The organism is Vibrio sp. THAF190c, assembly GCF_009363355.1.
GTDB lineage: Bacteria > Pseudomonadota > Gammaproteobacteria > Enterobacterales > Vibrionaceae > Vibrio > Vibrio fortis_A.
Window position 1 is genome coordinate 497,382 of record NZ_CP045339.1, and the last position, 23,624, is coordinate 521,005.

Genomic DNA, 23,624 nt, shown 5'->3' on the forward strand with positions numbered 1-23,624 from the left:
CTGCCTTAGAACTGATATTTAGCGTGTACAGTGAAGTAACGTCCAGGCTCTGTAGAGTAGTACTTGTGTGAGTCAATAATGCCCGCTACGTCTTGGTATCGGATGTACTCTTTGTCAAACAAGTTGATTACATTTGCAGAAACGTCTAGCCCAAAGTTCCAGGAGTAACTAACGCCCATGTCGACGGTTGCCCAGCCAGACGTTGTTGCACAATCTACCGCCAAACCAATATCAGATTGACATTGCGGAACGTCATCCATAGCTTGCACCCAATTAAGCATGGTGTAAGCAGAAAGAGATTCTTTGTCGTAATTCAGTGCGACGTTTCCTTCCCATGGTGTCAATGTACGGATCTTCTCGCCTTCATCATCCTCACCATCAACAAAGCCCAGTTTGGTAGTAACACTCCAAAATTCATTTAAACGTTGAGCTGCTGTCGCTTCAAAACCATAGGTCTCGACCCCGCTAATATTCTGGTATTGCTTATAGAGCATTCCATTGTTGGTTGTATCAGGAGCGGACGATATTTGCTTAATATCGATGAAGTCTTCAAACTTTTGATAGAATACGGCTGCATATAACTTTGTTTGACCATTATCGAACTTACTCCCCAATTCAAATGAATCGCTGGTCTCTTTATCGAGGTCCTCATTAGGAATAATTTCAAACGGTGTAATCGGCACAAAATCGTGGTTTTGATAGCCATAAATTTTGTCGTACGTAGGAGCTCGGAAACCATGGTTATAGGAAACGTATGAGTTCAAAGAGTCGGTGATTTCGTAAGAAACAGACAAGCTTGGTGAAAATTCACCAGTTGTCTTATCGCTTAACTTATAGCCTTCGATCGTACCTTCAGAGTCTGGGGTAATTTGGTGGACATCAACACGCGCACCCGCTGTAATCGTCCAACGATCTACTTCAATTACATCTCTTAGATGCGCAGCAAAAACATAAGAGCGTGCAGACGCAAAAGGTTTCGCATCTTTCTGGTTAAGACCATTCCAATCTAGGATTACGGAATTACTTGGACGCTCATGAAAAGTAGTATCGAAGCTCACGCCATAAGAGAGTGTATGACTGAAACCCGAGCCAGAGAAAGAGCTGATAAAATCTGCTTCTGCGCCGATAACTTCATCTGTGAAATGACGATCATCGATCAATCTACGAAATGCAATAATGTTACCTTGCTGTTGCGAAATCAGTGCATTCGTCGCTTCATCGGCCACAGTATTGCGCCAATAAACTTTTGTATCGAGTTCTTCAAACCAAGAGTTTGTTGGGAAATATTCTGCCCCCACGTAAGCTGTGTAAGACTCAGTATAGGTTTGTTGATCATACTCTTCAGTCTTCCACTTGCCATCTTTTTGAATTTTCGCTTCGCCCGCTTGCCTACTGAGATTTTCTTTGTAGTAATCGACTTTGGCTTTGAACATAAGGTCATCTTGAGCCCAGTAGTTCAATGTGTACGCGCCGCTAACACCATCAATATCGCGTTTGTACAAGTTCTCTTCAAAATTACGCGTTTCTCCACCTTCCCAGTACGCCAGATTGATCAAGCTTTCAAAGCTTCCTGTGCGATACGCAAGCCTCGTTGAACCTCGATATTTATCGCTTACCCCTGTGTAAGTACCCGACACGTCACTGTAAAAGTCGCTATCTTTAAGATAATCCCCTGGTTGTTTAGTTTTAATAACGACAACACCGCCAATAGCCCCGGAACCATGAACCGAAGAGCTCGCGCCTTTGACAATCTCAATACTGTCGATGTCCGCAAGATCAAACGAGTTGCGGCCTACTTTGTCGTTAATGTCGTTTGCACCAAAACCATCTGATGACTTTATTCCATCTTTAACCACTAAAATTCGGTTGCCTGTCATACCACGGATAGTAATATTCTGAGGTCGACCAGCCCCGCCACTCACGCTAACACCCGGTTCATTTCTGATTGCATCATAAAGCTCAGTCGCGCCGTTTTTTTCGATCTGTTCACCATCGATAACAGCAACGGATCCAGCCACTTCAGATAGGGGTTGTTCGATTTTATTCGCGGTAACCACAACCTCTTCAAACTCGAAAACCTCGGATTCGGCGTGCACGACGTTGGCAGCAAGTACACTCAGTACTGCCGCTGATAGGGGTGAAAGCTTCATTTACTGCTCCGCTTTAGTATTTTTATGCGTAAGTGATAATAGGAATGCGTATTCGAACGCTTGTTGTGATAAAGACTGCCGCCTGTCACTCGAATGACCTTGACTAAAATTGGTCGACAGCAAATAAGGGCCACTTCCTGTCGTCAAAGATTTCAACTTGGCTTGATATTTAGCGCCTTCCCAATAGGGAACCCGTCGATCATTTAGGCCAACACTGATTAAAACAGGTGGATAGTCGGCTTTGGAAAGATTGAAATATGGGTCATAAGCCTTCATGACTGACAGTTCAGACTCTTTATGAGGGTCACCCCACTCGGCATACTGCTGAGCAGTTAACGGCAACATCTCATCCGACATACTATTGATCACATCAACAAATGGGACCTTAAGGGACGCGCCAGCAAATTCTTCAGGAGCTTCATTTAAGGCTCCTGCCACTAAGGTGCCGCCAGCACTTGACCCCATTGCCAAGATAGCTCGTTCGCCTTGTTGAAAGTTTTGAAGTGCTCTAGCTGCAGCAACGAAATCAGCGATACTGTTCGATTTGTTTAGGCCTTTACCAGCAAGATACCATTGTTCACCTTTAAAACCTCCGCCTCTGACATGAGCAACAGCGTAGATCACGCCACGGTCGAGTAAGCTGATAGTTTGTGGCATGAAGTATGGCTTCATTGTGACTCCATAAGCGCCATACCCATATAGGACTACCGGACTCTGCTTATTAAGAAGTTCTTTTCGGTAAGCGAGCGTCACTGGGACAGCATGTCCATCATTCTCAATATTCAGAGTTTGGGTAACATACATGTCTGCTTGATAATTTGGATAAACATCTTGCCCAATCGATTCACGAGTTGCCGTTAGCGTATTAAAGCGTTCCCAAAGACCCGGTTGGATCATAGACATACTTCGGATATGTAGCTTATTGCTGTTGTAGTCTCCCACTTGGCTTACCCAAGCGACGCCACCTTCACGAGCTACGTTTTCAATCTTTATCAGCTTGTCGCTTTCATCAAAGACGTGCAGTTTTTGATTACCTTGCAGATTGGTTTGAACCACGACACCTGAACGGAATAGGTGAAAGTTGTTGATTGCCTCATCCGCTTCAAAATCACCAAATAAATGCCAAGCCTCTATGTTCATTAAATCAGAACGACTCACACGATAGATCTGGAAATTTTTGCGTTGGTGATTGCTATTGATATACACATGATCGGCAAAACGATCTGCATAGTATTCAATGCCTTCTTGGCGCTGTTGAATGGGTGGTGATAACTCACCAGTGTTAAGATCGAGAAAGCGTTGTTCACTGCTGTTGTCGCTGTTGCTCTGGACAACGGCGAAATTTCTATCGCTTGTTAGGTATGTTGAAAGCAGCCAAGCATTTTCATGTTCTTGAAAAAGCGATGTCTCAACTCCGCTTTTCAATGACTTATTGATCAAAGTATGTGGCCGCTGTGTCTTTGGCTCCTGTTTTACCAAATACAGCGATTTCCCATCATTCGACCAAACGATAGATGGCTCAACACCAGTGATAAGGCGCGTGATTTTATTGGTCGCTAACTCAACAATGCTGATTTGATACTGTTCAGAACCATCAAGATCTTCTGCAATAGCGAGTAAGGAATTGTCAGGGCTTAGTTTCCAACCACCAATTTGGTAATACTCGTGTTGATCAGCGTGATGTTTGGCATCGAAAATGACAGTTGTCACACCAACACTGCTTGGTGCGCGCGACAACAGTGTGTAGTCATTCCAAGCATATTCTACGCCATTAGTTTCTCGCCAAGGCTTCTCTGAAGGTTGCGGTCGGTTCTCTCGCCACATGGATTGCAGCGAGTCGATTTCATTTTGTAAGGTCTTCTGATACGCGTCGGTCGTCTCATTCTGTTTCTCGAGATAACCCAATACGCGCTCACTGCTTCTAGAATCGTCTCTCAACCAAGAGAACTGATCCGCAGCAGTCACGCTTCCTGAAACTAAAGTTGCTAAAACAAGCAGGCAACACGTTTTCATAAACCCAATAAATCCATACGCCAATTTAATAAATTTCGCGTATACTGCACTCAAATGGTAATGAGATCAATTATCATTTTCACAATTTGGTGATATGAATCTCAATTATTGTGCTCGATTGACTAGATTTACTGGTTTATTATTCTGTCTAACTATTCATTTTAAGGGTGTTAAGCGATTACTTTAGTTTTTTTCACTATCATGAATTCGCTCTAGCGCTTCTACTCGCTTTATCTGTTGCTCGGTAAACAGATCGTTTCTCAACAAAGCAACTTCCTGTGCTTGCTGATCTGCACTCAAATTTGGGTTATCAAGTATCGTCTCTCTTTGAGTGATAAACCGTTGGAAATCACTATCAAATTGCTCACGTTGGGCGTCTAATGCACTTAAGCGTTGTGCAGCACTTTCGCCGACAATCTCTACTCGATTGAGGTATTTTTGCTGGTTATCTAAACTGTTTGCGTGACTAAGCTGGGTTAAGGTTAAAGTATTTTTCTGCGTTTGTTGAACATACTCAGGTTGAAGAGTTAATGCCTCGAGCCACTGCTTTTCAAATTCAATTGGGTCAGTATATTCTTGCCTCATTTTTAGTTTTTCAATCGCTAGCTCGCGCATTCGATTTTCATGGGCAAATAGCAACTCTTGTTCACTCACAGTAAAGTGATAGGCCTGTTGATCCATCAACAGCTCGTGTAACTCTGTCAGCTCTTCAATGCTTAAATTAGAATAATTATTCGAAAAATCTATCTGTTCTAGTGCCGATTTGTACTCCAAATATTTTTCAAATAATCGATCATCTATCACGCTATTAGGAGCGATATTATTGAAGTCGGAGACATTCTCTTTGATCTGATCGAGGTCAATATCAACCATTGCAGCCATGAAATAATCCATCGTATCTTTGGCTGAACTTTGGTCGATCTCTGTGTCGCTTTGAGATTCACTCTTGAGGTGCTTTGCCGATACGGCTTGCGCTCGTGATTGGCCTTGGTAAAAGACCGCACTGAAACTACCTACAGCGATCATTGATATCAGTAACAGTGTGGCCTTTTTCATCGATTAACTCCTTTAATACTGATCAGCTTTATAAACCAGCCAGCTTGAGGCGATTGGCGTGTTGACGATAGAGAGTGACAGGGTCTGTTTCAAAAAGGTGGTGGATCCCTAACGTCCCGTTGATTTCATCCAAATGATTCATTTTGTAGTTGTCGCCAATCACACGACCTAAATGAGCACTACAAGTCCCCACTAGACCATCACTAGGACCATCAAACGCTAAACCTAAAATTGTCATGGCTCCATCCGTAGGGTCGAGCAAGTTGGTAAAGGTCGACGATCCCGTCCAAGAGTAGTAATAGACACCATTGCTCGCTTGCCATTCGCCATCTCCACACGCCGATGTCGGTACACCCTCCGGGTAATGCTGATTAAATGCTAGAGAGCCCTCAGTCGTGAGTGCTTCTAATGAAGCGAGCCCATCTTGTTCAAGATCGCTTCCGCCTGAAAGTAAGTTAATCAATGTGGTTAGGCCACCAGCCAACTTAACTGCAATCGACTCAGTAATGGATCCTTCTGCGACATTGCCTCGCACTAAATCCGCGACTTTAGAGCCTTTATGAACCCCACCGACACTGGTAACCGATGCTACAAGATCAGGCCTCACCGAGCCTACATATCTTGCTGTAGGACCACCATGGCTATGACCAACTAAGTTAACCTTCTCAGCCCCAGTAACGGCGATAATGGTTTCTACTTGAGCAAGAAGCTGTTCTCCTCGCACCTCTGAGCTGTTCGTCGCAGAGACCTGAGCGACATAAACTTTGGCCCCATCTTTCGCTAGAGACTCGGGAATACCGTAAAAGTAATCGACACCAGCTAACGTGTCGAAACCAAATAACCCGTGTACCAACACAATTGGGTACTGTGTTTGCGTGTACCCTGAATGTTCCAGTGGCGCGGTGCTCGTTCCAGCGTACACACTGGCACTTCCCACGCAAAGGGCCGCTATCAGCATCATCTTTTTCAACGTCTTTCTCCTTAACTAATTAGACCTCGGATGAGTTGAAAAGCTAGGAGAGGAATTCAAAAAGTAGAAATTTATAAATTAAGAATCGTGAGCAATAACGACCATTCAACATCTAAATTAAACATCAACCACTCATTCACAGGAGTACAGTTCCTACGATTCCGCCTCTGTTAAGAACTCAGAAGCCTTAATGACACTTCTATATTTAAGACATTGTTTTTTATTGAATTAAAGTAAAAGTCCATACATTCGCAATCAGTAAAAATGAGGTTTAGCGAACAAGACAAGGTTGTTTTTTAGACAGATTGTCGTTGAAAAATGGATCTTAGTACCAGATAGAGAAAATTATAAAATCAAATGGATTGACCAAAACGCATCACTAAGACATATAGGTCTGACCAGTTTTCAATAAACAATACTGATTACTGGTCTATTCAATTCCTCACACTCAATTGAAAGATCCTACATATGAAAAAAACAACGTTAGTTTTGGCTCTATTGATGCCATTTGGTGCGGTTTCAGCACAAGATAACACCATGACTCCAGAGTCAATCACGTCAGCGCAAGTTGCACAAACACAATCTGATTCCACCTATACCTACGTTAGGTGCTGGTATCGAACAGATGCAAGCCACGATTCACCCGCTACGGATTGGGAGTGGGCTAGAAAAGAAAACGGTGACTATTACACCATTGACGGTTACTGGTGGTCTTCAATCTCCTTTAAAAACATGTTCTACAGCGAGACCCCACAACAAGAGATTAAACACCGTTGTGCAGAGACATTAGATGTTCAACACGACAAAGCCGATATTACCTACTTTGCTGCAGACAATCGCTTCTCTTACAACCACTCCATCTGGACTAACGACCACGGCTTTCAAGCCAATCAAATCAACCGAATCGTCGCTTTTGGCGATAGCCTTTCAGACACAGGCAACCTATTCAATGGCTCACAGTGGATCTTCCCTAACCCAAACTCTTGGTTCTTAGGTCACTTCTCGAATGGTTTTGTTTGGACTGAATACCTAGCTAACGCTAAGGGCGTCCCACTCTATAACTGGGCTGTGGGTGGCGCAGCAGGGACCAATCAATATGTCGCTCTCACTGGCGTCTATGATCAAGTAACTTCGTATCTTACTTACATGAAGATGGCGAAGAACTATCGACCAGAGAACACCCTGTTCACATTAGAGTTCGGGTTGAATGATTTTATGAATTACGGACGCGAAGTGGCTGATGTAAAAGCCGATTTCAGCAGCGCACTGATCCGCCTAACCGACGCTGGCGCAAAAAATATTCTTCTATTCACCCTACCAGATGCGACCAAAGCGCCTCAGTTTAAGTACTCAACTGAACAAGAAATCGAGACCGTTCGTGGTAAGATTCTCGCGTTCAACCAATTCATCAAGGAACAATCAGAGTACTATCAAAGTAAAGGTGACAACGTGATCCTCTTTGATGCTCACGCACTATTCTCGAGTATCACCAGTGATCCACAAAAACATGGATTCAGAAACGCAAAAGATGCCTGCTTAGACATTAATCGCAGCGCCTCTCAGGATTACCTGTATAGCCACAGCTTAACAAATGATTGTGCAGCTTACGGCTCTGACAGCTACGTGTTCTGGGGCGTAACACACCCAACCACGGCAACTCACAAATACATCGCCACACATATACTGATGAACTCAATGTCGACCTTCGACTTTTAAAGGCATCACACCGTTTAGATAAAAGAAAACCGCCATTAACGGCGGTTTTCTTATTTATTCGTCGTCGACTTTAGGTGCGACTTTCTTTTTAGGGATAAAGACTGAATCACCCACTGCCACATTTTGGTGGAAGCTCTTATCGCGCTTAACAGGTTTCTTCGGCGCTTTCTTCACTTGTGGCTTATTAGCCTTCTTCGCAGGACCGCCTTTCTTGAAAGCTGGCTTACGAGGTTTGATACCCTTGAACTTACCTTTCAGGCCTTCAAGTACTGAGAAAGTAAGATCTTGTTGTAGGTAAAGCTCTACACGCTTAAAGCTGTCCCAGTCTTTTGGACCAACCAAAGAGATTGCATCACCTTTATTACCAGCACGGCCGGTACGACCAACACGGTGAACGTACTCTTCAGTGTGCTTAGGCATATCAAAGTTAATCACGTGACTCACGTTCGGGATATCAATACCACGAGATGCAACGTCTGTCGTAACCAAGATCTTGTACACTGCACGCTCAAACTGACTCATGATCGCGTTACGTTGTGTTTGGTTAAGGTTACCGCTCAACGCTACTGCTTTTAACTTCTTCTCGTTCAGCTTTTCTGTAAGACGATCAGTATCAGCACGTGTTGCCGTGAAGATCATCACCTGACGGTATTCTGCTTCTTCCAAAACACGATCAAGAATCGCTTCTTTATGATCAAGATGATCACATAGGTAGAACTTCTGAGTGATATCTAGGTGCTCTTCATTTGAAACACCGATTGCGATACGTTTCGGGGCATCTAGCATTTCGTTAGCAATGCCATTTACCTCCGCGTGATCCAGCGTTGCAGAGAACATCAGCGTTTGACGACGACGATGCTTAGCTGCGTTAGCAATACGGCGAAGCTCTGGAGCAAAACCCAAGTCAAGCATACGGTCTGCTTCATCTAAAATCAGTGTCTCAACACCATCTAAGAACAATGAACGATGCTCTAGGTGGTCAGCAAGACGACCTGGTGTTGCCACAATAAAACGTGGGTATTTGCGGAGTGCTTTCACTTGATCGTTAAAGTTTTCACCACCAAGAATTAACGCTGCATCGTAAGACAACCCACCAAGCATGCTACGAAGTTCGCCATACACTTGTTTTGCTAACTCACGTGTCGGAGCCAAGATTACACCACGTGGATCACGAGCAGAAAACGCTTTTGTTTTTAATGCTTTGTGAATCATCGGCAGTACAAATGCCAATGTTTTACCTGATCCCGTTTTTGATGAAGCCAATAGATCCTTACCGGCAATAGCAACAGGGATCGCTTTCTGTTGGATCTCTGTCGCTTTCTTAAAGTCATAATGTTTTAAGTTCTTCAGTAAGCGGTTATCTAAGCCTAAATCTTTAAAGTGCAAAGGACTCTCCAGTCTTGATGGTATTGAACAAAATTATTTTAACATGACATGATACCGCGAAACCCCGTTATAAGGATAGAGATCACAGAAAATTTATCCGGGATTCTTAGTGAGTGTTCTATCACGGATACGGTAAATTCGTGTTAAGCATCAAAAAGATATGGCCCTGACAAAGAAGAAGGTCATGGCATTCTCATTTTTGAGAATCCGTGTGACACCTTGCTAATTACCTCAATAATTTGGCAATTTTTCCTAGGATCGCTTTTGCGCTTAAGTAATTAGTCGCTACAATCAATGTTGAAGCGACTATATGATTAAGAATGTATAGCGCATCTAATGATGATTAATAAGCAAGGAGTTCTTATGAATAAGGTGTTAATCGCAGCTGCAGCCTCTGTATTTGTATTGTCAGGTTGTTCTTCTGGTCCTGAAGAGGCGGCAATGTCGGATGTGGAACAGCTATCTAATCAAGTTGCTCAACTAACCAGTGAAGTTGAAGCACTTAAGAGTGAAAAAGCCGAAGCAGAGATGAAAGCTCAAGAAGCAAATGACGCGGCGATGGCAGCGAAAGAAGAAGCGATGCGTGCTAACGAGCGTATCGACAATATCGCAAGCTCTTACACTAAGTAATCTATTTACTAAAAGGGTTCATGCGCCACTGTTTTTGCAGTGGCGCTTTTGTTTTCGACCAAATATGGTTTACAAAGCTGATTGAGAGAGCTGAATTGCAGGAAGAATTAAAGACTTATGCCTACCACTGCTGAGTAGGCGGTGCTATCTCTACAGGCACACCGTTCTGAGCAAAAATCACGGATTTAGCTTTCGAGTTAGATACGTCAGCTTCATCCAGCCACCACTTCAACTCGATAGGAATCGTTAATGGCTTTTTCGAACCATCGCTACGTGTTAAGGGCTCATGCGCTTCAACAAATACGCTACGATCGGGCTCCAATGCCACTTTGATCGGTTCATTGATTATCGTGACCTTCTCGCCCTTATTCACTTTCTCGAACAACCATTCAATGTCTTTCGGCTCCATTCGAATGCAACCGGAACTGACACGTAGTCCAATACCAAAGTCTTTATTGGTTCCATGGATAAGATAGTCTCCTGCACCGTAAGCCAACCTCAACGCATATTCCCCTAGTGGGTTCTCTGGGCCTGCTGGTACGACTGGCGGAAGCTCAATACCTTTGCTCAAGTACTCTTCACGAATGGATTTCGGTGGCGTCCATGTAGGATTCGGTCGCTTTTGGCTAATCGTCGTTACCATCTCTGGTGTATCTCGCCCTACTCGACCTATCCCCACAGGAAACACATGAACAAGATTCCTCTCCGGTTCAAAGTAATAAAGCCTCAACTCGGCTAGATTGATGACAACACCTTGGCGTGGAGTATCAGGAAGGATAAACCGACTAGGAATACTTAACACATAGCCTTCAGCCGGCAAGAATGGGTCGACCCCTTTATTTGCAGCCATTAGAGACAAAAAGCCAATATCATACTGCTTAGCGATCAGAGCTAACGTTTCTCCAGCAACGACTTCATGGTGCTGTATTCGGCCAACAACACGACTATCACTCGGTGGTAACTCAAAGGTTGCCCCGACACTAAAGGCGGAATAAAGACTAGTAGCCAGCAGCGAAGCAACGGCAATGCGTGTTTCAATTATTCGTTTTTTTACTACGTTAAGAAGCGTTGAGCTTAAGAGGTACGACATAAACAACCCTGTTTTTTATTATTATCATTTTAGATTAATGTTGAATCCTTGTCTCGACAATGCTCATTATCGGCGTTTCGCACACGAATCACGCCACATTCGCGGCTTCCTTCCTCAAATCAACAGATATCTGCTTGGCAAAATCGATTGCCTTTACGGTTTCAACATTTTTAGTTATTAATGATCAAACAATTGTTGGAAACGCCTCTTTTTGTGACCTGCTTCTCAAGGAACACCGTTTTAACTCGCTAATATTGCCTCAACGAAACGAATTCAATTCAACAGAAACGGTAATTAAAAATTCTGTTCCTATAATTACCGCTATAAATTTGGAGAACGACAATGGCTACACCTCATATTAACGCACAAGCTGGTGATTTCGCTGAAACTGTACTGATGCCGGGTGACCCACTTCGCGCAAAATACATCGCTGAAACATTCCTTGATGACGTGAAGCAAGTTTGTGATGTTCGTAACATGTTCGGCTACACAGGCACTTACAAAGGTAAGAAAGTTTCTGTAATGGGCCACGGTATGGGTATCCCTTCATGCTGCATCTACGTACACGAACTTATTGCTGAGTACGGTGTAAAAAATGTTATCCGTGTTGGTAGCTGTGGCGCAGTACGTGACGACGTTAAACTAATGGACGTTGTTATCGGTATGGGTGCATCAACTGACTCTAAAGTTAACCGCATTCGTTTTAACGACCACGACTTCGCAGCAATCGCTGATTTCGGTCTTCTAGAAGAAGCTGTAAACCAAGCGCGCGCTCAAGAAGTACCAGTGAAAGTAGGTAACGTATTCTCTGCAGACCTATTCTACACACCTGAAGCAGACATCTTCGAGAAGATGGAAAAACTGGGCATCCTAGGTGTAGACATGGAAGCGGCAGGTATCTACGGCGTTGCTGCAGACCTAGGCGCGAAAGCACTAACAATCCTAACAGTTTCTGATCACATCATCCGTGGTGAAAAACTAAGCTCAGAAGAGCGTCAAAAATCGTTCAACGACATGATGAAAGTAGCTCTAGAGACAGCTATCAACATCTAATCATTGATTAACGATACTTTGAAAAGCAATACCCCGCAGCCAAGTTCGCTTGGCTGCCCAAATAATCCCGAGGGGGCGATCGTGTCCAACGACGAGCTGCCAAAAGACGCGGACGGTTTACAACTCAACTTTTGTAAAACATTGGCGTGTGACAACTTTGGCTTGAGCGATGCAAAACGTTATGTTTTGCAACATGCAAACCCAAAGCGTCCAGCGATGGTTTGTCGTGAATGTGGAGCTTTCCCCCCCTTACTTAACAACCATGAAGTTTTGAATGAACTTCATCGGCTTCGTCACCTCCATAGTGACGGCCTTCCTGCTTGTCGCAATGATGATTGCGATAACTTTGGGCTTTCTGTCCACACTCACAAACACCTATACCATGCTTTTGGCTACAGCGGAGATCGACAACGCTATCGCTGTAAAGATTGCCAATCGACGTTTGTTGATAAATGGTCAGGCTCTAATAAAAAACTGCAATTCCAAGAAAACCTCATGGGCCTCTTGTTCATGGGTTATTCCGTACGTGAAATCTGCCGCAAGTTAGAGATCAACCCAAAAACCTTCTACGATCATGTGGATCATATTGCGAGCCGCTGTCGTCGCAAACTAGCGATGATCGATGCACGTTGGGTGAATCACGCGAAGGATTACCAATTTGCTTCCGATTACCAACGACTACAACCACACAGTAACAATGGCGTTGTGTGGATCGCCACTGGTGAAGCTCACTCAGGCTACATCCTTTGCCAACACGTCAACTACTCGCAAAATGAAGAGCCCATTGGCAATGTTGATCATAACCCTTACGACTCTGTCGCTCGATTCGTCTCAAAAGAGCACTCTTCTGAGGCTAACTTAGAGCTACCAACCACGTCTGATGATCTTAAAAAGCGCATTGAGCAGCAATACCAAGTGATTCTTGCTCGCGGCAATGTCGAAGATCCGATGGGTAACCTCACCTCTTTTAGCTACCCATCTAAAGGGGCTTTGGTTCGTCCGCCTTATACCTCCTATGCTCATTTCTTACATGTGTTAGACATGTGTGACGAGAGCAAACCGGTGTCTATCTACTTGCCTCAAGATCCGCTATTGCGTTCAGCGGCATTGAGTGTCTGCCTACCAAGGATCCAAAACAACAACGTCGATCTGATGTATGTTGAAGAAGATGCCTTGTGGGATGACAGTCTAGGGTTTGAGAAAATCGATATTGTGCACATGAGTTGGTGGCGAGACCGTTGGGCGATAGCTAATCAAGGTGACAAGCAAAAAGGTATCTGTTACTTAGCTGGTAACAACACTCAACCAGAACATTGGTTCGAGCACGCATCCCTAAAACAGACCAAGTTCTATCAACAGCGATTCCAGGTCCTGTTTGATGGCTTTATTAACGAACCAAGACGTAAACTGCGTCCTGGTGGCATCCTTCCTCTGCTCGATATCTTTAGAGCTTGGCATAATTTGTGCTATCAAGATAAAGAGGGGCTGACCGCAGCACAGCGCTTGGGTGTTGCTGAACAACCTCTCACCTTGAAGCAACTGCTGTCGTAACGAAAAGATAGTCATCTAGCTGAATATGCTAGAAGTGGTTGAATACCAAGTAATAACATGAGGTAGCACTCATTAATCAAAAAGATCATTACTTGGTATCACCTCTTCGTTAGATAATTAGTGCTTATCCTAAATCACACACTTATAATGATGGTGTTATCAGTATGTTCGATAATTAATGGACTTATGCCTTGGACAAAAACCAGTATCTAATTGAAACAGAGCTTGAGCAACTCAAAAAGCGTATAGACTCAGAACCCGCCGTCGTCTTCGAGGTAGCTGAGCAATGCTTGGTGAGAGCAGAACAGGTTCTGTTTGAAGAGGGAGCGATTCAGTCATTGATGTTGATGTCTCGCTGTTGCTGGAATCTTATGGATTATCGCAAAGGCTTAAAGTACATCAAAGAGGCCTATAAACGCCAAAGTCGACTCGATACTGATCTCTTTCTTCCTGAAATTCTCCACCTTCATGCGCTTCAGTTCTGGGGCCAAGCTAAATACTACTCCGCTCAACAATACTGGATTAACGCGCTCGAACAGTCTGCGTTGGTCGACGAACTTGAAATTCAAATCGAATGTCTAATTGGGCTTGGTAACATCTGGCGCATCACCCATGAGTACAAACTCGCTCGCTCTACCCACCAGCTTGCCGTAAAGGTGGCAAATAATAGCCGAATTGGGTGGCTGGAAGGCAAAGCACGGATCCTACTCGCGTGGGACTACTACCTGCTCAATAACTACGTTGAGATGCTCTCGGTGCTTGATGGTGCAGAAGAAGCGCTAAAAGACCACCCAGATAACACGTGGCATGCAGAGGTTTGGGACTTTAGAGGATTGGCACTGCTTGGGCTTGAACGTCTTGATGATGCTGAACAAGCGACCGCCAAAGCGCACAAGCTGGCTGTTGAACACAACCTGGTGTGGATGAAAGCGCACTCCTTCATTAGCCGTGCTCGCTTAGAGTTATTAAGAAAGCGCCCACACCAAGCATCTGAACTACTTACCTATGCGGAGCAATCAGCAAACGAGTTTGATAACGGTGAGTTGCTAAGCCAAATTTGCTACCAACAATCTCTGGTTGCTGAAGAGAATCAAGATTACGAAGCGGCACTGATCGCCTTTAAAAAATACCGTCAATATTCGACCAACATGCTTCGTGAGCAGACGACACGTGTCGGATTAGATAAAGCTCGCAGCTCAAAACGCCAACTCGAACAACGCGCCCGTAAATTGATTAACCGAATTCGCGGTCAGTACGAGTATGACCCAGAGAAGCAATTCTCTCACGTGGTATCAGAAACGTTTTGGTGGGAGCAGTTGGTGCTATTTAAAACCGAGCTCAAGCGCTCAAATCACAGCATCATTATGTTCCAGCACGACGACCCCAACTATCTCGAAGTGTGTACTGAACTCGCTCACACCTTCTGTAACCAAGAAGATTTCATCTCACGTTTGAGCGGTGAACGCGTTGCGCTCATGCTGGCAGAGAAAGGCAACGCAGCGCAAGCTATCTTCGACAAACTCACCACCATGCTCAACATCTACCCTTGGCATAGAAAGGGACTTAAAGGCGCTCCGCCCGTCGTGACACTTCATGACATCTTGACCTTCCCGTTCACATTAGAACAACTAGAAGAAGACGAAGCTGAGAAAGAGACTGATGGAAACGTTATTAAATAAGATCACGGACGCAGGTTTAGACCCTTCTTCAGTTTCTGGCGAAGAAGCGATCATTTTCTGGGATCACATTCGCCAGCACATCGCGACTACACAACAAGAGCAGGCACACTGCTACATTATTAGTTCTGAATATCGTGCTGAGTTGCAACAGAATCAAATCAGTATCGATGAGCTGCGCGCCGCGCTCGATCTTCTAACCTTGCCCAGCGATGTTGAAGACATACTAACCGTCAAAACCAGTCTTAGCAGTCGCTTGGTGGAAAAAGGGGATTACACTGCCGCACTCAATGAGTTTATCAGCTCATCGACGATTGCCGTTGAACACGGGCATATTGACGAGTACGTAATGGCCATCTTGGGCATGGGTAACCTGTGTGATGCTTATGGCGATCACAACCGAGCGCTGCGCTATTACCAAAAAATCAGCAGTATCGATCATGCCATCAGTAGTCGTCTACTGCGTTTGAAGTTCAAGCTTCACATGGTCGCTAGCTTCCTTCATCTCAACCGAATCACCGCAGCCAGTGATCTGCTTCGTGAGTGTGAAGAGCTGAGTATTTTGGTGAGTAATAAACTACTGACCGCACAGATTTCGCTCTACCAAGCCAAAGTTTACCGCGCTCAGAAAAAATATCACGAAGCCTTACGCTGCATCTCATCTGTTCAGCATACAGCAACCAACACACAAGCGAGTTGGTTAGCCACTATGATTCGTTTAGAGCTCGCACATTGCTTAACTATCATCAACAAGCAAGATTACGCGAGTATGATTCTCGAGAGCACCAGCAAGAGAGTAAAAAGCTACTCATCGCCGGTGTTGGCTAAGCGCTTCTACGACTCCATGAGTGAAGTGTGCATGCATCAAGGGCGCTATAAAGAAGCGTTAGAGCACGAGAAGAAAGGTTATCGCATTGAAACCGACTTGATGAAACAGATCCCAATCAGTGAGCTTGGGGCAAGCCAACTGCGTCGGCTATCTCGTTTCGAATTGCAACTGAAACTCATCTTATCTGAGCAAGAGAACAAAGAGCTTAAAGAGACCACGGAACAACACAAAAATGCGGTAGCTCAGCTGCAACAAGACGTATTTACCGATCCACTGACAGGTTTACATAACCGTCGCTGGCTGGATGTGAAACTCAAAGACCTTCTCATCCACAATACACCGTTTGCACTGCTGGTCGTCGATATTGACCACTTCAAATCGATCAATGACGAGCTAAGCCACCTAGTCGGTGATAAAGCGATCGTTAGTGTGGCGCAAGAGCTAGCGGGTTACTTTAAATTCCGCGGCGCTTCTTGTGTGCGTTTTGGTGGTGAAGAGTTCTTGGTTATTTTGGAAAATGCCACTCAAGCACAAGCCGCTATGCACGCGGAGAATTATCGAGAACGCATATTCCAATATGGTTGGCATGAAATATTAGGTGAAAGAGGACTAACCGTCAGTGTTGGCATTACGCTACATCGTGATGGTGAGAACACGCAACGTACCTTCTACCGTGCTGATAAGGCGCTCTACCGAGCTAAAGCGAATGGACGAAACCAAGTCTGTACCGAGTAACCTTATCTGATAGAAGGCTTGGTAAATAACAACGATAAAAATAGAGAGGTCATCGCCTCTCTATTTTTGTATCCAGTATCTCAAAGGAAAAACAGAGAAATACCGCCTACGGCGCACAACGTCCCTATCAAACTCTGCTTGGATATTGACTCCCCTTTGAAGGCATAAATACCCAGAATAAACACTGGGCTAGTCGCAATTAGTGTTTGTGCAATCGCGGGATTGGCATGCTTAAGCGCCACTTGTTGAAGCCAGAGTGCGAGGAAGGTCCCGACAAAAATCGCCCCCAATAGCCACGCTTTGTCGTTTTTGCCCATCTGTTTTAAGTGTCTAGCCATGCTAGAAAATGGCTTAGGTTCGAAGAATCGAATCATTAGGATCACTGCAAAAACACCAACCGCTAAGCGGATCAAAGCACCAAGTAAAGGCGGGATATCACCGGCGACCAATGCATAGTGCGAAATAACCACTCCGGATGCCTGACAAACACTGGCCAACAAACCGTAACCGACGCCACTCCAATCAACACTTTCTTCTTGCTGACTAGGCTGAAACACGACAAATGTGACCGCCATTGTGGTAATAATCACCCCTAGCCAACTCTGCAGGGAGAGTGCGGCACCGAGCAGCATTAAAGCCAACACGCCAGATAAAGGCGGCGCGAGCGATTCAAGCAATAACGTCTTGTTCGCCCCTATTCTTTTCAATGATGCAAAATAAGCGCTATCACCTATCGCGATACCTATGATTCCTGATACCGCTAACACCAAGATATGGGTCGACTCTAATTGGAGCTCGGGCATCGGCATCAAAGGGATAACAAGCATCATCATCGCCGAGGCTACAACCCCTTTGACGATATTCAACTGCATCGCAGAGAAACGATGGCTAAACTGACTGTAGATCCACGTAGCCCCAGCCCACACAATAGCGGCTCCAATCGCCGCTACTTCACCTACATAACTCATTGGCTCACCTGCTTTCTCACCTTATCGCTCTCCTTAGCTTTAGAGTAGTAAGTGCACACTAACAAAGGCTCTAATAGTATCAATCTATTGTTTATCGGTGTCCGTTCTAAAAATCATATGCAAACAAATCATTTTTATAACAATTACTTGTACGATAGCGTACTATATTGATAACTCATAAATAACATTACAAGGATCTGTTATGTTTTTAGACTATTTTGCACTCGGCTTATTAATTTTTGTTGCACTAGTCATTTTTTACGGAATCATCGTGATTCATGACATCCCATATGAAATCGCTAAAGAACGTAACCACCCTCATCAAGATGCCATTCATGTTTCCGGCTGGGTTAGCCTGTTTACACTTCATGCCATTTGGCCATTCCTTTGGATTTGGGCAACGCTATGGCGTACAGACCGTGGCTGGGGCTTCGCCAAACTAGAAGAAGAACAGCACGATACTCATCACCGTGTTGATACGCTCATCGACCAAGTCACCGCTCTGCAACAAGAAGTAGCAGCACTCAAACAAGCGGTGGCAACACAACCATCACCAGACGCTACAAGCCAAGAAAAGTCAAAAGATCAGGAGGTTAAGTAATGGATTTACTACTGATAATGACCTATGCGGCGCTTTGTATCACCATTTTCAAAGTGTTCAATATCCCTCTCAACAAGTGGACAGTCCCAACCGCTGTATTAGGTGGCGTGGTGATTATTGGCACCCTTATTTTGTTGATGAACTATAACCATCCATTTACTCAAATAGGGAACCAAGTTTACTCAACCACGCCGATCGTTTCTGGTGTCAGAGGTAAGGTAATTGAGGTACCGGTTGAACCAAACAAGCCCCTGAAACAAGGCGACATCCTATTTAAAATCGACCCTATCCCATTTGAAGCAGAAGTGGCGAAATTAGAAGCGAAAGTAAAAGAGGCAAGCCAAGGGGCGCTAGGTCTTGAGTCTCAGGTTGCTGAAGCGGAAGCTGCGAAAATCAAAGCGATTGCTGAACGTGACAAGGCGCAACGTGAATTCTCTCGATACCAACGAGGCTTTAATAGCGGTGCCTTCACCGAGCAACAACTGGATACTCGTCGCCAAGCATACAAAGCGGCAGAAGCAGCGCTTAAAGTGGCTGAAGCAAGCCAAGAGCAAGCACAGATTGCCCTTAACTCTGAAATCGGTGGTGAGAACACGGCAGTAGCGGGCTTATTGGCTGACTTACGTAAAGCGCAATTCGATCTTGACCAAACGGTAGTTCGTGCTCCAACAGACGGCTACGTGACTCAATTGGCACTGCGACCTGGTGTTATGGCGGTTCCACTGCCACTCGCACCAGTCATGACTTTTGTTCACACTGAAGAGCAGTTCTATACTGCGGCATTCCGTCAGAACTCGCTACAGCGTCTACAGCCAGGCTTTGAAGCAGAATTCCTATTCCGTGCGCTTCCGGGCAAGGTATTCAAAGGGCGCATTGAAGAGGTACTTCCAGCGATTGGTGAAAGCCAATTCCAAGCTCGTGGTGCACTCCTGGGTACTGAAGCACTCAAAACCAGTGGTCGCGTATTTGCGAAGCTAACGATTACCGACGATCTATCGGAATATCACCTTCCAATGGGAACAGCGGTCGAAGTTGCGGTTTATTCTGATAGCTTCACCCACGTATCTGTTATGCGTAAGGTTCTGATTCGTATGAAAAGCTGGCAAAACTACCTCTACTTAGATCACTAACGCTTTAAACACGCTCAATCGAGTGCTAACGACAACACCAAAAGCCAGACACTGTCTGGCTTTTTTTGATTGTTAGCGGCCAAAAACTCCGCATTTCCATCACCCTTTAACCAAGCCCTTAAAGTTATTTAGACATCCAGACACTTATCTTTCCTTGTGGCGTATTTCTACTGTATAATGCTCGCCTTATTTTTTATATTTGCCTAAAAAATCGTCTTTAAGACTTCTTATAATTCAATGGCGAATAAACGCTCTTTATAAAGCAAATTTTTCATTTGAGGTTATCTATGAACTTTTCAGCGAAAACTGTCGTCGTCATTGCCATCGGCGCTGCCCTATACGGCATTGGTGGTCTACCTATGTTTGGTGTACCTGTCTTTGCCAACACCACTCTTAAGCCAGCAATGGCAGTGCTTGCGCTGTTCTCTGTTCTATTCGGCCCAATTGTAGGCTTCCTTGTCGGCTTCATCGGCCACTGGGTTACCGACCTTTTCGCTGGTTGGGGCGTTTGGTTAACTTGGGTACTGGGTTCAGGTATCGTTGGTATGGTTATTGGCCTATTCCCAGTAATGACGAAAAACCGCCTTGCTCAAGGTGAGCTACCAATGAAAGATTTTGCTCTTTTCGTCATCTTAGCGTTAGCAGGTAACGTGGTAGGTTACGGCTGCTCAGCATTCTTAGACACAATTCTTTACGCAGAACCGTTCACTAAAGTCTTCACGCAACTTTCTATCATTGCAGCAGGCAACACAGTACTGATCGCTGTGGTTGGCTTCCTAATTTTGAAATCTGTTGCAAAACGCAATAAGCAAAGCCGTAACCTAACAGAGGCATAAGCGTTTAATGACTATTGCATTTTCGAACTTCTCTTTTAGATATGAGTCGCTGGATAAACCGACGCTAAAAAATATCAATCTAAGGATAGAGAAAGGAGAGAAAATCGTCATTATTGGACCAAGTGGTAGCGGCAAGTCTACCCTTGGTCAATGTTTAAATGGCTTAATCCCTCACGCTACAAAAGGCGAAGTGACCGGTAAACTGGAGATGTCTGGCAAAGACTGTGCTAGCTTCTCTATGCATGACTTTACCGAACAAGTCGGCACCGTTCTTCAAGACACTGACAGCCAGTTTGTTGGCCTTAGCATCGGTGAAGATATTGCCTTTGCACTAGAAAACCAACTGATGTCAAACATCGACATGTACCCGTTAGTGAAATCGACCGCAAAGATAGTCGACCTAGCAGACATGCTTGAGCGTTCGCCTCACGACCTCTCTGGCGGCCAAAAACAGCGTGTTTCACTGGCAGGCATTCTTGTTGACGAAGTAGATACACTACTCTTTGATGAGCCGTTAGCGAGCTTAGACCCAAAGACGGGCAAAGCGACTATCGAGATCATCGATCAACTGCATCGAGAAACCAACAAAACCGTCATTATTATCGAGCATCGTCTTGAGGATGTGCTGCATCGCCATGTCGACCGTGTGATTCTGATGGACCAAGGTGAGATCATTTCCGACTCGACGCCTGATGAGCTACTTGCGTCAGGACTTCTCGAAAAGCACGGGATCCGTGAGCCTCTGTACCTATCAGCGCTAAAAGCTGCACAGGTACCACTTTCAGCAAAAGACACCCTCTCGAACTTAAAGTCTCTAGATTACAAAGCGTTTAGGCCAACAGTTCAAGGTTGGTTTAACCAACGTCCACCAGCACAAGCTGAAAAGCAATACACACCGCTACTTGAAGTACACGGTCTTACCTACTCCTATGATGGTGAAAAAAACGCGCTTGAAGATGTCAGCTTTAAAATTGGCAAAGGTGAGTTTGTTTCGATCTTAGGCAAAAACGGTTCTGGTAAATCGACCATCACTAAGTTGATCATGGGCGTGATTGAGGCTGATTCGGGTTCTGCTTACCTTAACGGTGAGGACCTAAGCACACTCTCTATTTTTGAGCGTAGCCAGAAAGTCGGCGTTGTTATGCAAAACCCAAATCATATGATTTCACACCATATGATTTTCGATGAAGTGGCATTTGGCCTACGTAATCGTGGTATTGATGAAGAGAGCATTAAACAGAAGGTTGAATCAGTACTAGAGCTTTGCGGCTTGAGCAAGTTCCGTCACTGGCCAATTGAAGCTCTAAGCTACGGACAAAAGAAGCGTGTCACCATTGCAGCTATTCTTGTTCTTGAGCCAGAATTATTGATTCTCGATGAGCCAACAGCCGGTCAAGACTATCGAAACTACACATCTATGTTGGCGTTTATTCAAAAGCTAAACAGAGAATTGGGTATTACGGTGGTGATCATCTCTCATGACATGCATCTGGTGCTTGAGTACACCACACGCTCTATTGTGATTGCTGACAGCAAACTTATTGCCAACGCACCGATGACTGAAGTCTTCAGCCAACCTTCGCTGTTAGACCGTGCCAACTTGTGTACCACCAGTATTTACGAACTTGCGACAATGATGAAAATCGAAGATACCAACGCATTTATGCAGTACTTCATCGACTACGAGAGAAGCGCAATATGAATGCCTCTAAGATAAAGTTTGGTATCAACTATATCGATACTCAATCTCCACTGCACGCATTGAACGGTATCACTAAGTTCGCACTGTTTCTCGCTTGGGTGACGGTCGTACTGACAACCTTTGACTTGCGCTTGATCGTATTGCTAATCACAACAGGTCTATTGCTGCTCAAAATGACAAGAGTACCGGTCAGTGTTTATAAGCCACTGCTGATTGGTACATTTAGTGTTCTGAGTTTGAATGCGTTGTTTATGTATTTGCTTGCCCCTCAACAAGGTACTGAACTGATTGGAAGCGAGCACATTCTACTGACGCTGCCGGGTAACTACTCTTTGAGCCAAGAGACACTGTTTTATCTCATTACAGTGACTCTGAAGTACATGAGCATGTTCCCAATTGCATTAATCTTTGTGTTTACAACGCACCCAACAGAGTTTGCAGCAAGCCTTAACCGCATTGGCGTACCTTATAAGATCGCTTATGCCGTTAGCCTGACACTGCGTTACCTACCAGAGGTTAAAAAGGACTTCATCAACATCATGCATGCCCAACAAGCACGTGGTGTTGAGTTGTCAAAGAAAGCGCCGCTCGTGGCTCGCATTAAGAATGTTGCTAAGATACTGGGTCCACTCATCTTTTCGAGTTTAGACCGCGCTGATGAGATTTCGAACGCGATGACACTACGTGGCTTCGGACGTCATAAGTCACGTACTTGGTACAGTACAGCACCGCTTAAGAGGGCAGATTACATCGCTCTGGTTGTTATAGTACTGATTGTCGCTCTAGCGATTACCAAGCGGGTATTAGAACCAGAGCTATTTTGGTATCCCTTCTAATTAGGTCTCACCCTAAAATACTAAGTTATGAAAAGCCGCTTTAACCAAGCGGCTTTCTTATTGTTATTTTTGAAACTTATTTTTTTATAAAAATTAATATGAATTATTTGTTTCATAATTGCGATATTTAAGTTATCGGATTACCATACTCTAAATCCAGAACAGCATCCCAATACCACATGGCTCGTATTACCCAGCAACAGAAAATAGAAAACCAAAAAAAGTACAACCAAGTCGTTCTAGACCTATTCTTGGCGGAAGGTCATGAGTCGCTCACATATGCACGTATCGCGAAAGAGATTGGCGTGAGCTTAACAACACTGCAAGGTTACTTTCCATCAACTCGCGCGATTAGAGCGGCTCTACATGGGCATATATTACCAATTATCATGAAGCCTTTAGATTTCACGAATGAGAACACCTTCTATGAATCTTGGGATAAAGCTCTGGATGAGCCACAATTTCAGAGCGTCATGAAACTGATCTTCTTCCATGCATCACAAGCAGAACAACCAGAGGGGTTTGATTTGCAAGCTGATGGTGTTTTTCGTGAAAAAGCTATCGAAAGCTTTGGTAGTAATGCAAGACAAGTTATTGAAACTGTTATTGGTCGCTCGCTTCTTAGAATGACTAACTTTAGGCCGAGCTAAAGGCACTGCCTAGTTAACAAGAATATATTAATGACGATTAGCAGAC

At 44.6% G+C, this 23,624-nt stretch carries 19 protein-coding genes; 12 read left to right on the top strand and 7 right to left on the bottom strand.

Features of this window, described 5'->3' with window-relative positions; translation table 11 throughout:
- Positions 1-5 precede the first annotated feature (5 nt).
- The 4 genes from FIV04_RS17265 to FIV04_RS17280 all read right to left on the bottom strand — a co-directional run bounded on the left by FIV04_RS17265 (position 6) and on the right by FIV04_RS17280 (position 6,189).
- Positions 6-2,150 carry a TonB-dependent hemoglobin/transferrin/lactoferrin family receptor gene (locus tag FIV04_RS17265; RefSeq protein WP_152469874.1) on the bottom strand — a complete coding sequence of 715 codons (2,145 nt, stop codon included), beginning with the start codon at positions 2,148-2,150 and terminating at the stop codon, positions 6-8.
- The gene (locus FIV04_RS17270) at positions 2,151-4,163 is read right to left on the bottom strand and encodes a prolyl oligopeptidase family serine peptidase (RefSeq protein WP_152469875.1); all 2,013 of its coding nucleotides are present in this window, start codon (positions 4,161-4,163) and stop codon (positions 2,151-2,153) included.
- 183 nt (positions 4,164-4,346) lie between these two features.
- Entirely contained in the window at positions 4,347-5,219 is an 873-nt protein-coding gene (locus tag FIV04_RS17275; RefSeq protein ID WP_152469876.1) for a lipase secretion chaperone, read from the bottom strand.
- Positions 5,220-5,247: 28 nt separating this feature from the next.
- The gene (locus tag FIV04_RS17280; protein ID WP_152469877.1) at positions 5,248-6,189 is read right to left on the bottom strand and encodes a triacylglycerol lipase; all 942 of its coding nucleotides are present in this window, start codon (positions 6,187-6,189) and stop codon (positions 5,248-5,250) included.
- A gap of 468 nt (positions 6,190-6,657) precedes the next feature.
- Here FIV04_RS17280 and FIV04_RS17285 point away from each other — a divergent pair, with 468 nt between their 5' ends.
- Complete coding sequence (locus FIV04_RS17285; protein ID WP_152469878.1) at positions 6,658-7,905, top strand: SGNH/GDSL hydrolase family protein; 1,248 nt, start codon at positions 6,658-6,660, stop codon at positions 7,903-7,905.
- Positions 7,906-7,959: 54 nt separating this feature from the next.
- Here the strand turns inward: FIV04_RS17285 and FIV04_RS17290 are convergent, their stop codons facing one another.
- Positions 7,960-9,291 carry a DEAD/DEAH box helicase gene (locus FIV04_RS17290; protein WP_152469879.1) on the bottom strand — a complete coding sequence of 444 codons (1,332 nt, stop codon included), beginning with the start codon at positions 9,289-9,291 and terminating at the stop codon, positions 7,960-7,962.
- 363 nt (positions 9,292-9,654) lie between these two features.
- Between FIV04_RS17290 and FIV04_RS17295 the strand changes: the two genes are divergently transcribed.
- Positions 9,655-9,921, top strand: coding sequence for an Lpp/OprI family alanine-zipper lipoprotein (locus FIV04_RS17295; protein ID WP_152469880.1), 267 nt, complete (start codon positions 9,655-9,657; stop codon positions 9,919-9,921).
- A gap of 121 nt (positions 9,922-10,042) precedes the next feature.
- Here the strand turns inward: FIV04_RS17295 and FIV04_RS17300 are convergent, their stop codons facing one another.
- Complete coding sequence (locus tag FIV04_RS17300; RefSeq protein ID WP_152469881.1) at positions 10,043-11,011, bottom strand: L,D-transpeptidase family protein; 969 nt, start codon at positions 11,009-11,011, stop codon at positions 10,043-10,045.
- 342 nt (positions 11,012-11,353) lie between these two features.
- Between FIV04_RS17300 and deoD the strand changes: the two genes are divergently transcribed.
- The 4 genes from deoD (at position 11,354) to FIV04_RS17320 (ending at position 16,855) form a co-directional block, all read left to right on the top strand.
- The gene (deoD, locus tag FIV04_RS17305; RefSeq protein WP_032550517.1) at positions 11,354-12,064 is read left to right on the top strand and encodes a purine-nucleoside phosphorylase; all 711 of its coding nucleotides are present in this window, start codon (positions 11,354-11,356) and stop codon (positions 12,062-12,064) included.
- 81 nt (positions 12,065-12,145) lie between these two features.
- Complete coding sequence (locus FIV04_RS17310) at positions 12,146-13,615, top strand: lactate dehydrogenase (RefSeq protein ID WP_152469882.1); 1,470 nt, start codon at positions 12,146-12,148, stop codon at positions 13,613-13,615.
- A 191-nt stretch (positions 13,616-13,806) separates the two neighbouring features.
- Entirely contained in the window at positions 13,807-15,294 is a 1,488-nt protein-coding gene (locus FIV04_RS17315; RefSeq protein WP_152469883.1) for a hypothetical protein, read from the top strand.
- Complete coding sequence (locus FIV04_RS17320) at positions 15,275-16,855, top strand: GGDEF domain-containing protein (RefSeq protein WP_152469884.1); 1,581 nt, start codon at positions 15,275-15,277, stop codon at positions 16,853-16,855. Before FIV04_RS17315 ends, FIV04_RS17320 begins: the two co-directional genes overlap by 20 nt.
- An 80-nt stretch (positions 16,856-16,935) precedes the next feature.
- Here the strand turns inward: FIV04_RS17320 and FIV04_RS17325 are convergent, their stop codons facing one another.
- Entirely contained in the window at positions 16,936-17,823 is an 888-nt protein-coding gene (locus FIV04_RS17325) for a DMT family transporter (protein ID WP_152469885.1), read from the bottom strand.
- Positions 17,824-18,025: 202 nt separating this feature from the next.
- On the opposite strand from FIV04_RS17325, the gene FIV04_RS17330 reads away from it, so the two are divergent.
- The 6 genes from FIV04_RS17330 (at position 18,026) to FIV04_RS17355 (ending at position 23,578) form a co-directional block, all read left to right on the top strand.
- Entirely contained in the window at positions 18,026-18,424 is a 399-nt protein-coding gene (locus tag FIV04_RS17330) for a DUF3302 domain-containing protein (protein WP_152469886.1), read from the top strand.
- Entirely contained in the window at positions 18,424-19,554 is a 1,131-nt protein-coding gene (locus FIV04_RS17335) for an HlyD family secretion protein (protein ID WP_152469887.1), read from the top strand. Before FIV04_RS17330 ends, FIV04_RS17335 begins: the two co-directional genes overlap by 1 nt.
- 287 nt (positions 19,555-19,841) lie before the next feature.
- Entirely contained in the window at positions 19,842-20,390 is a 549-nt protein-coding gene (locus FIV04_RS17340) for an ECF-type riboflavin transporter substrate-binding protein (protein ID WP_032550524.1), read from the top strand.
- A 7-nt stretch (positions 20,391-20,397) separates the two neighbouring features.
- On the top strand, positions 20,398-22,092 hold the full coding sequence (locus FIV04_RS17345; protein ID WP_152469888.1) for an ABC transporter ATP-binding protein: 1,695 nt from the start codon (positions 20,398-20,400) through the stop codon (positions 22,090-22,092).
- Positions 22,089-22,928: an energy-coupling factor transporter transmembrane protein EcfT gene (locus FIV04_RS17350; protein ID WP_152469889.1), complete on the top strand. Its 840-nt coding sequence runs from the start codon at positions 22,089-22,091 to the stop codon at positions 22,926-22,928. The genes FIV04_RS17345 and FIV04_RS17350 overlap by 4 nt, the downstream gene beginning before the upstream one ends.
- A 179-nt stretch (positions 22,929-23,107) precedes the next feature.
- Positions 23,108-23,578, top strand: coding sequence for a TetR family transcriptional regulator (locus FIV04_RS17355; protein ID WP_152469890.1), 471 nt, complete (start codon positions 23,108-23,110; stop codon positions 23,576-23,578).
- Positions 23,579-23,624: the final 46 nt, after the last annotated feature.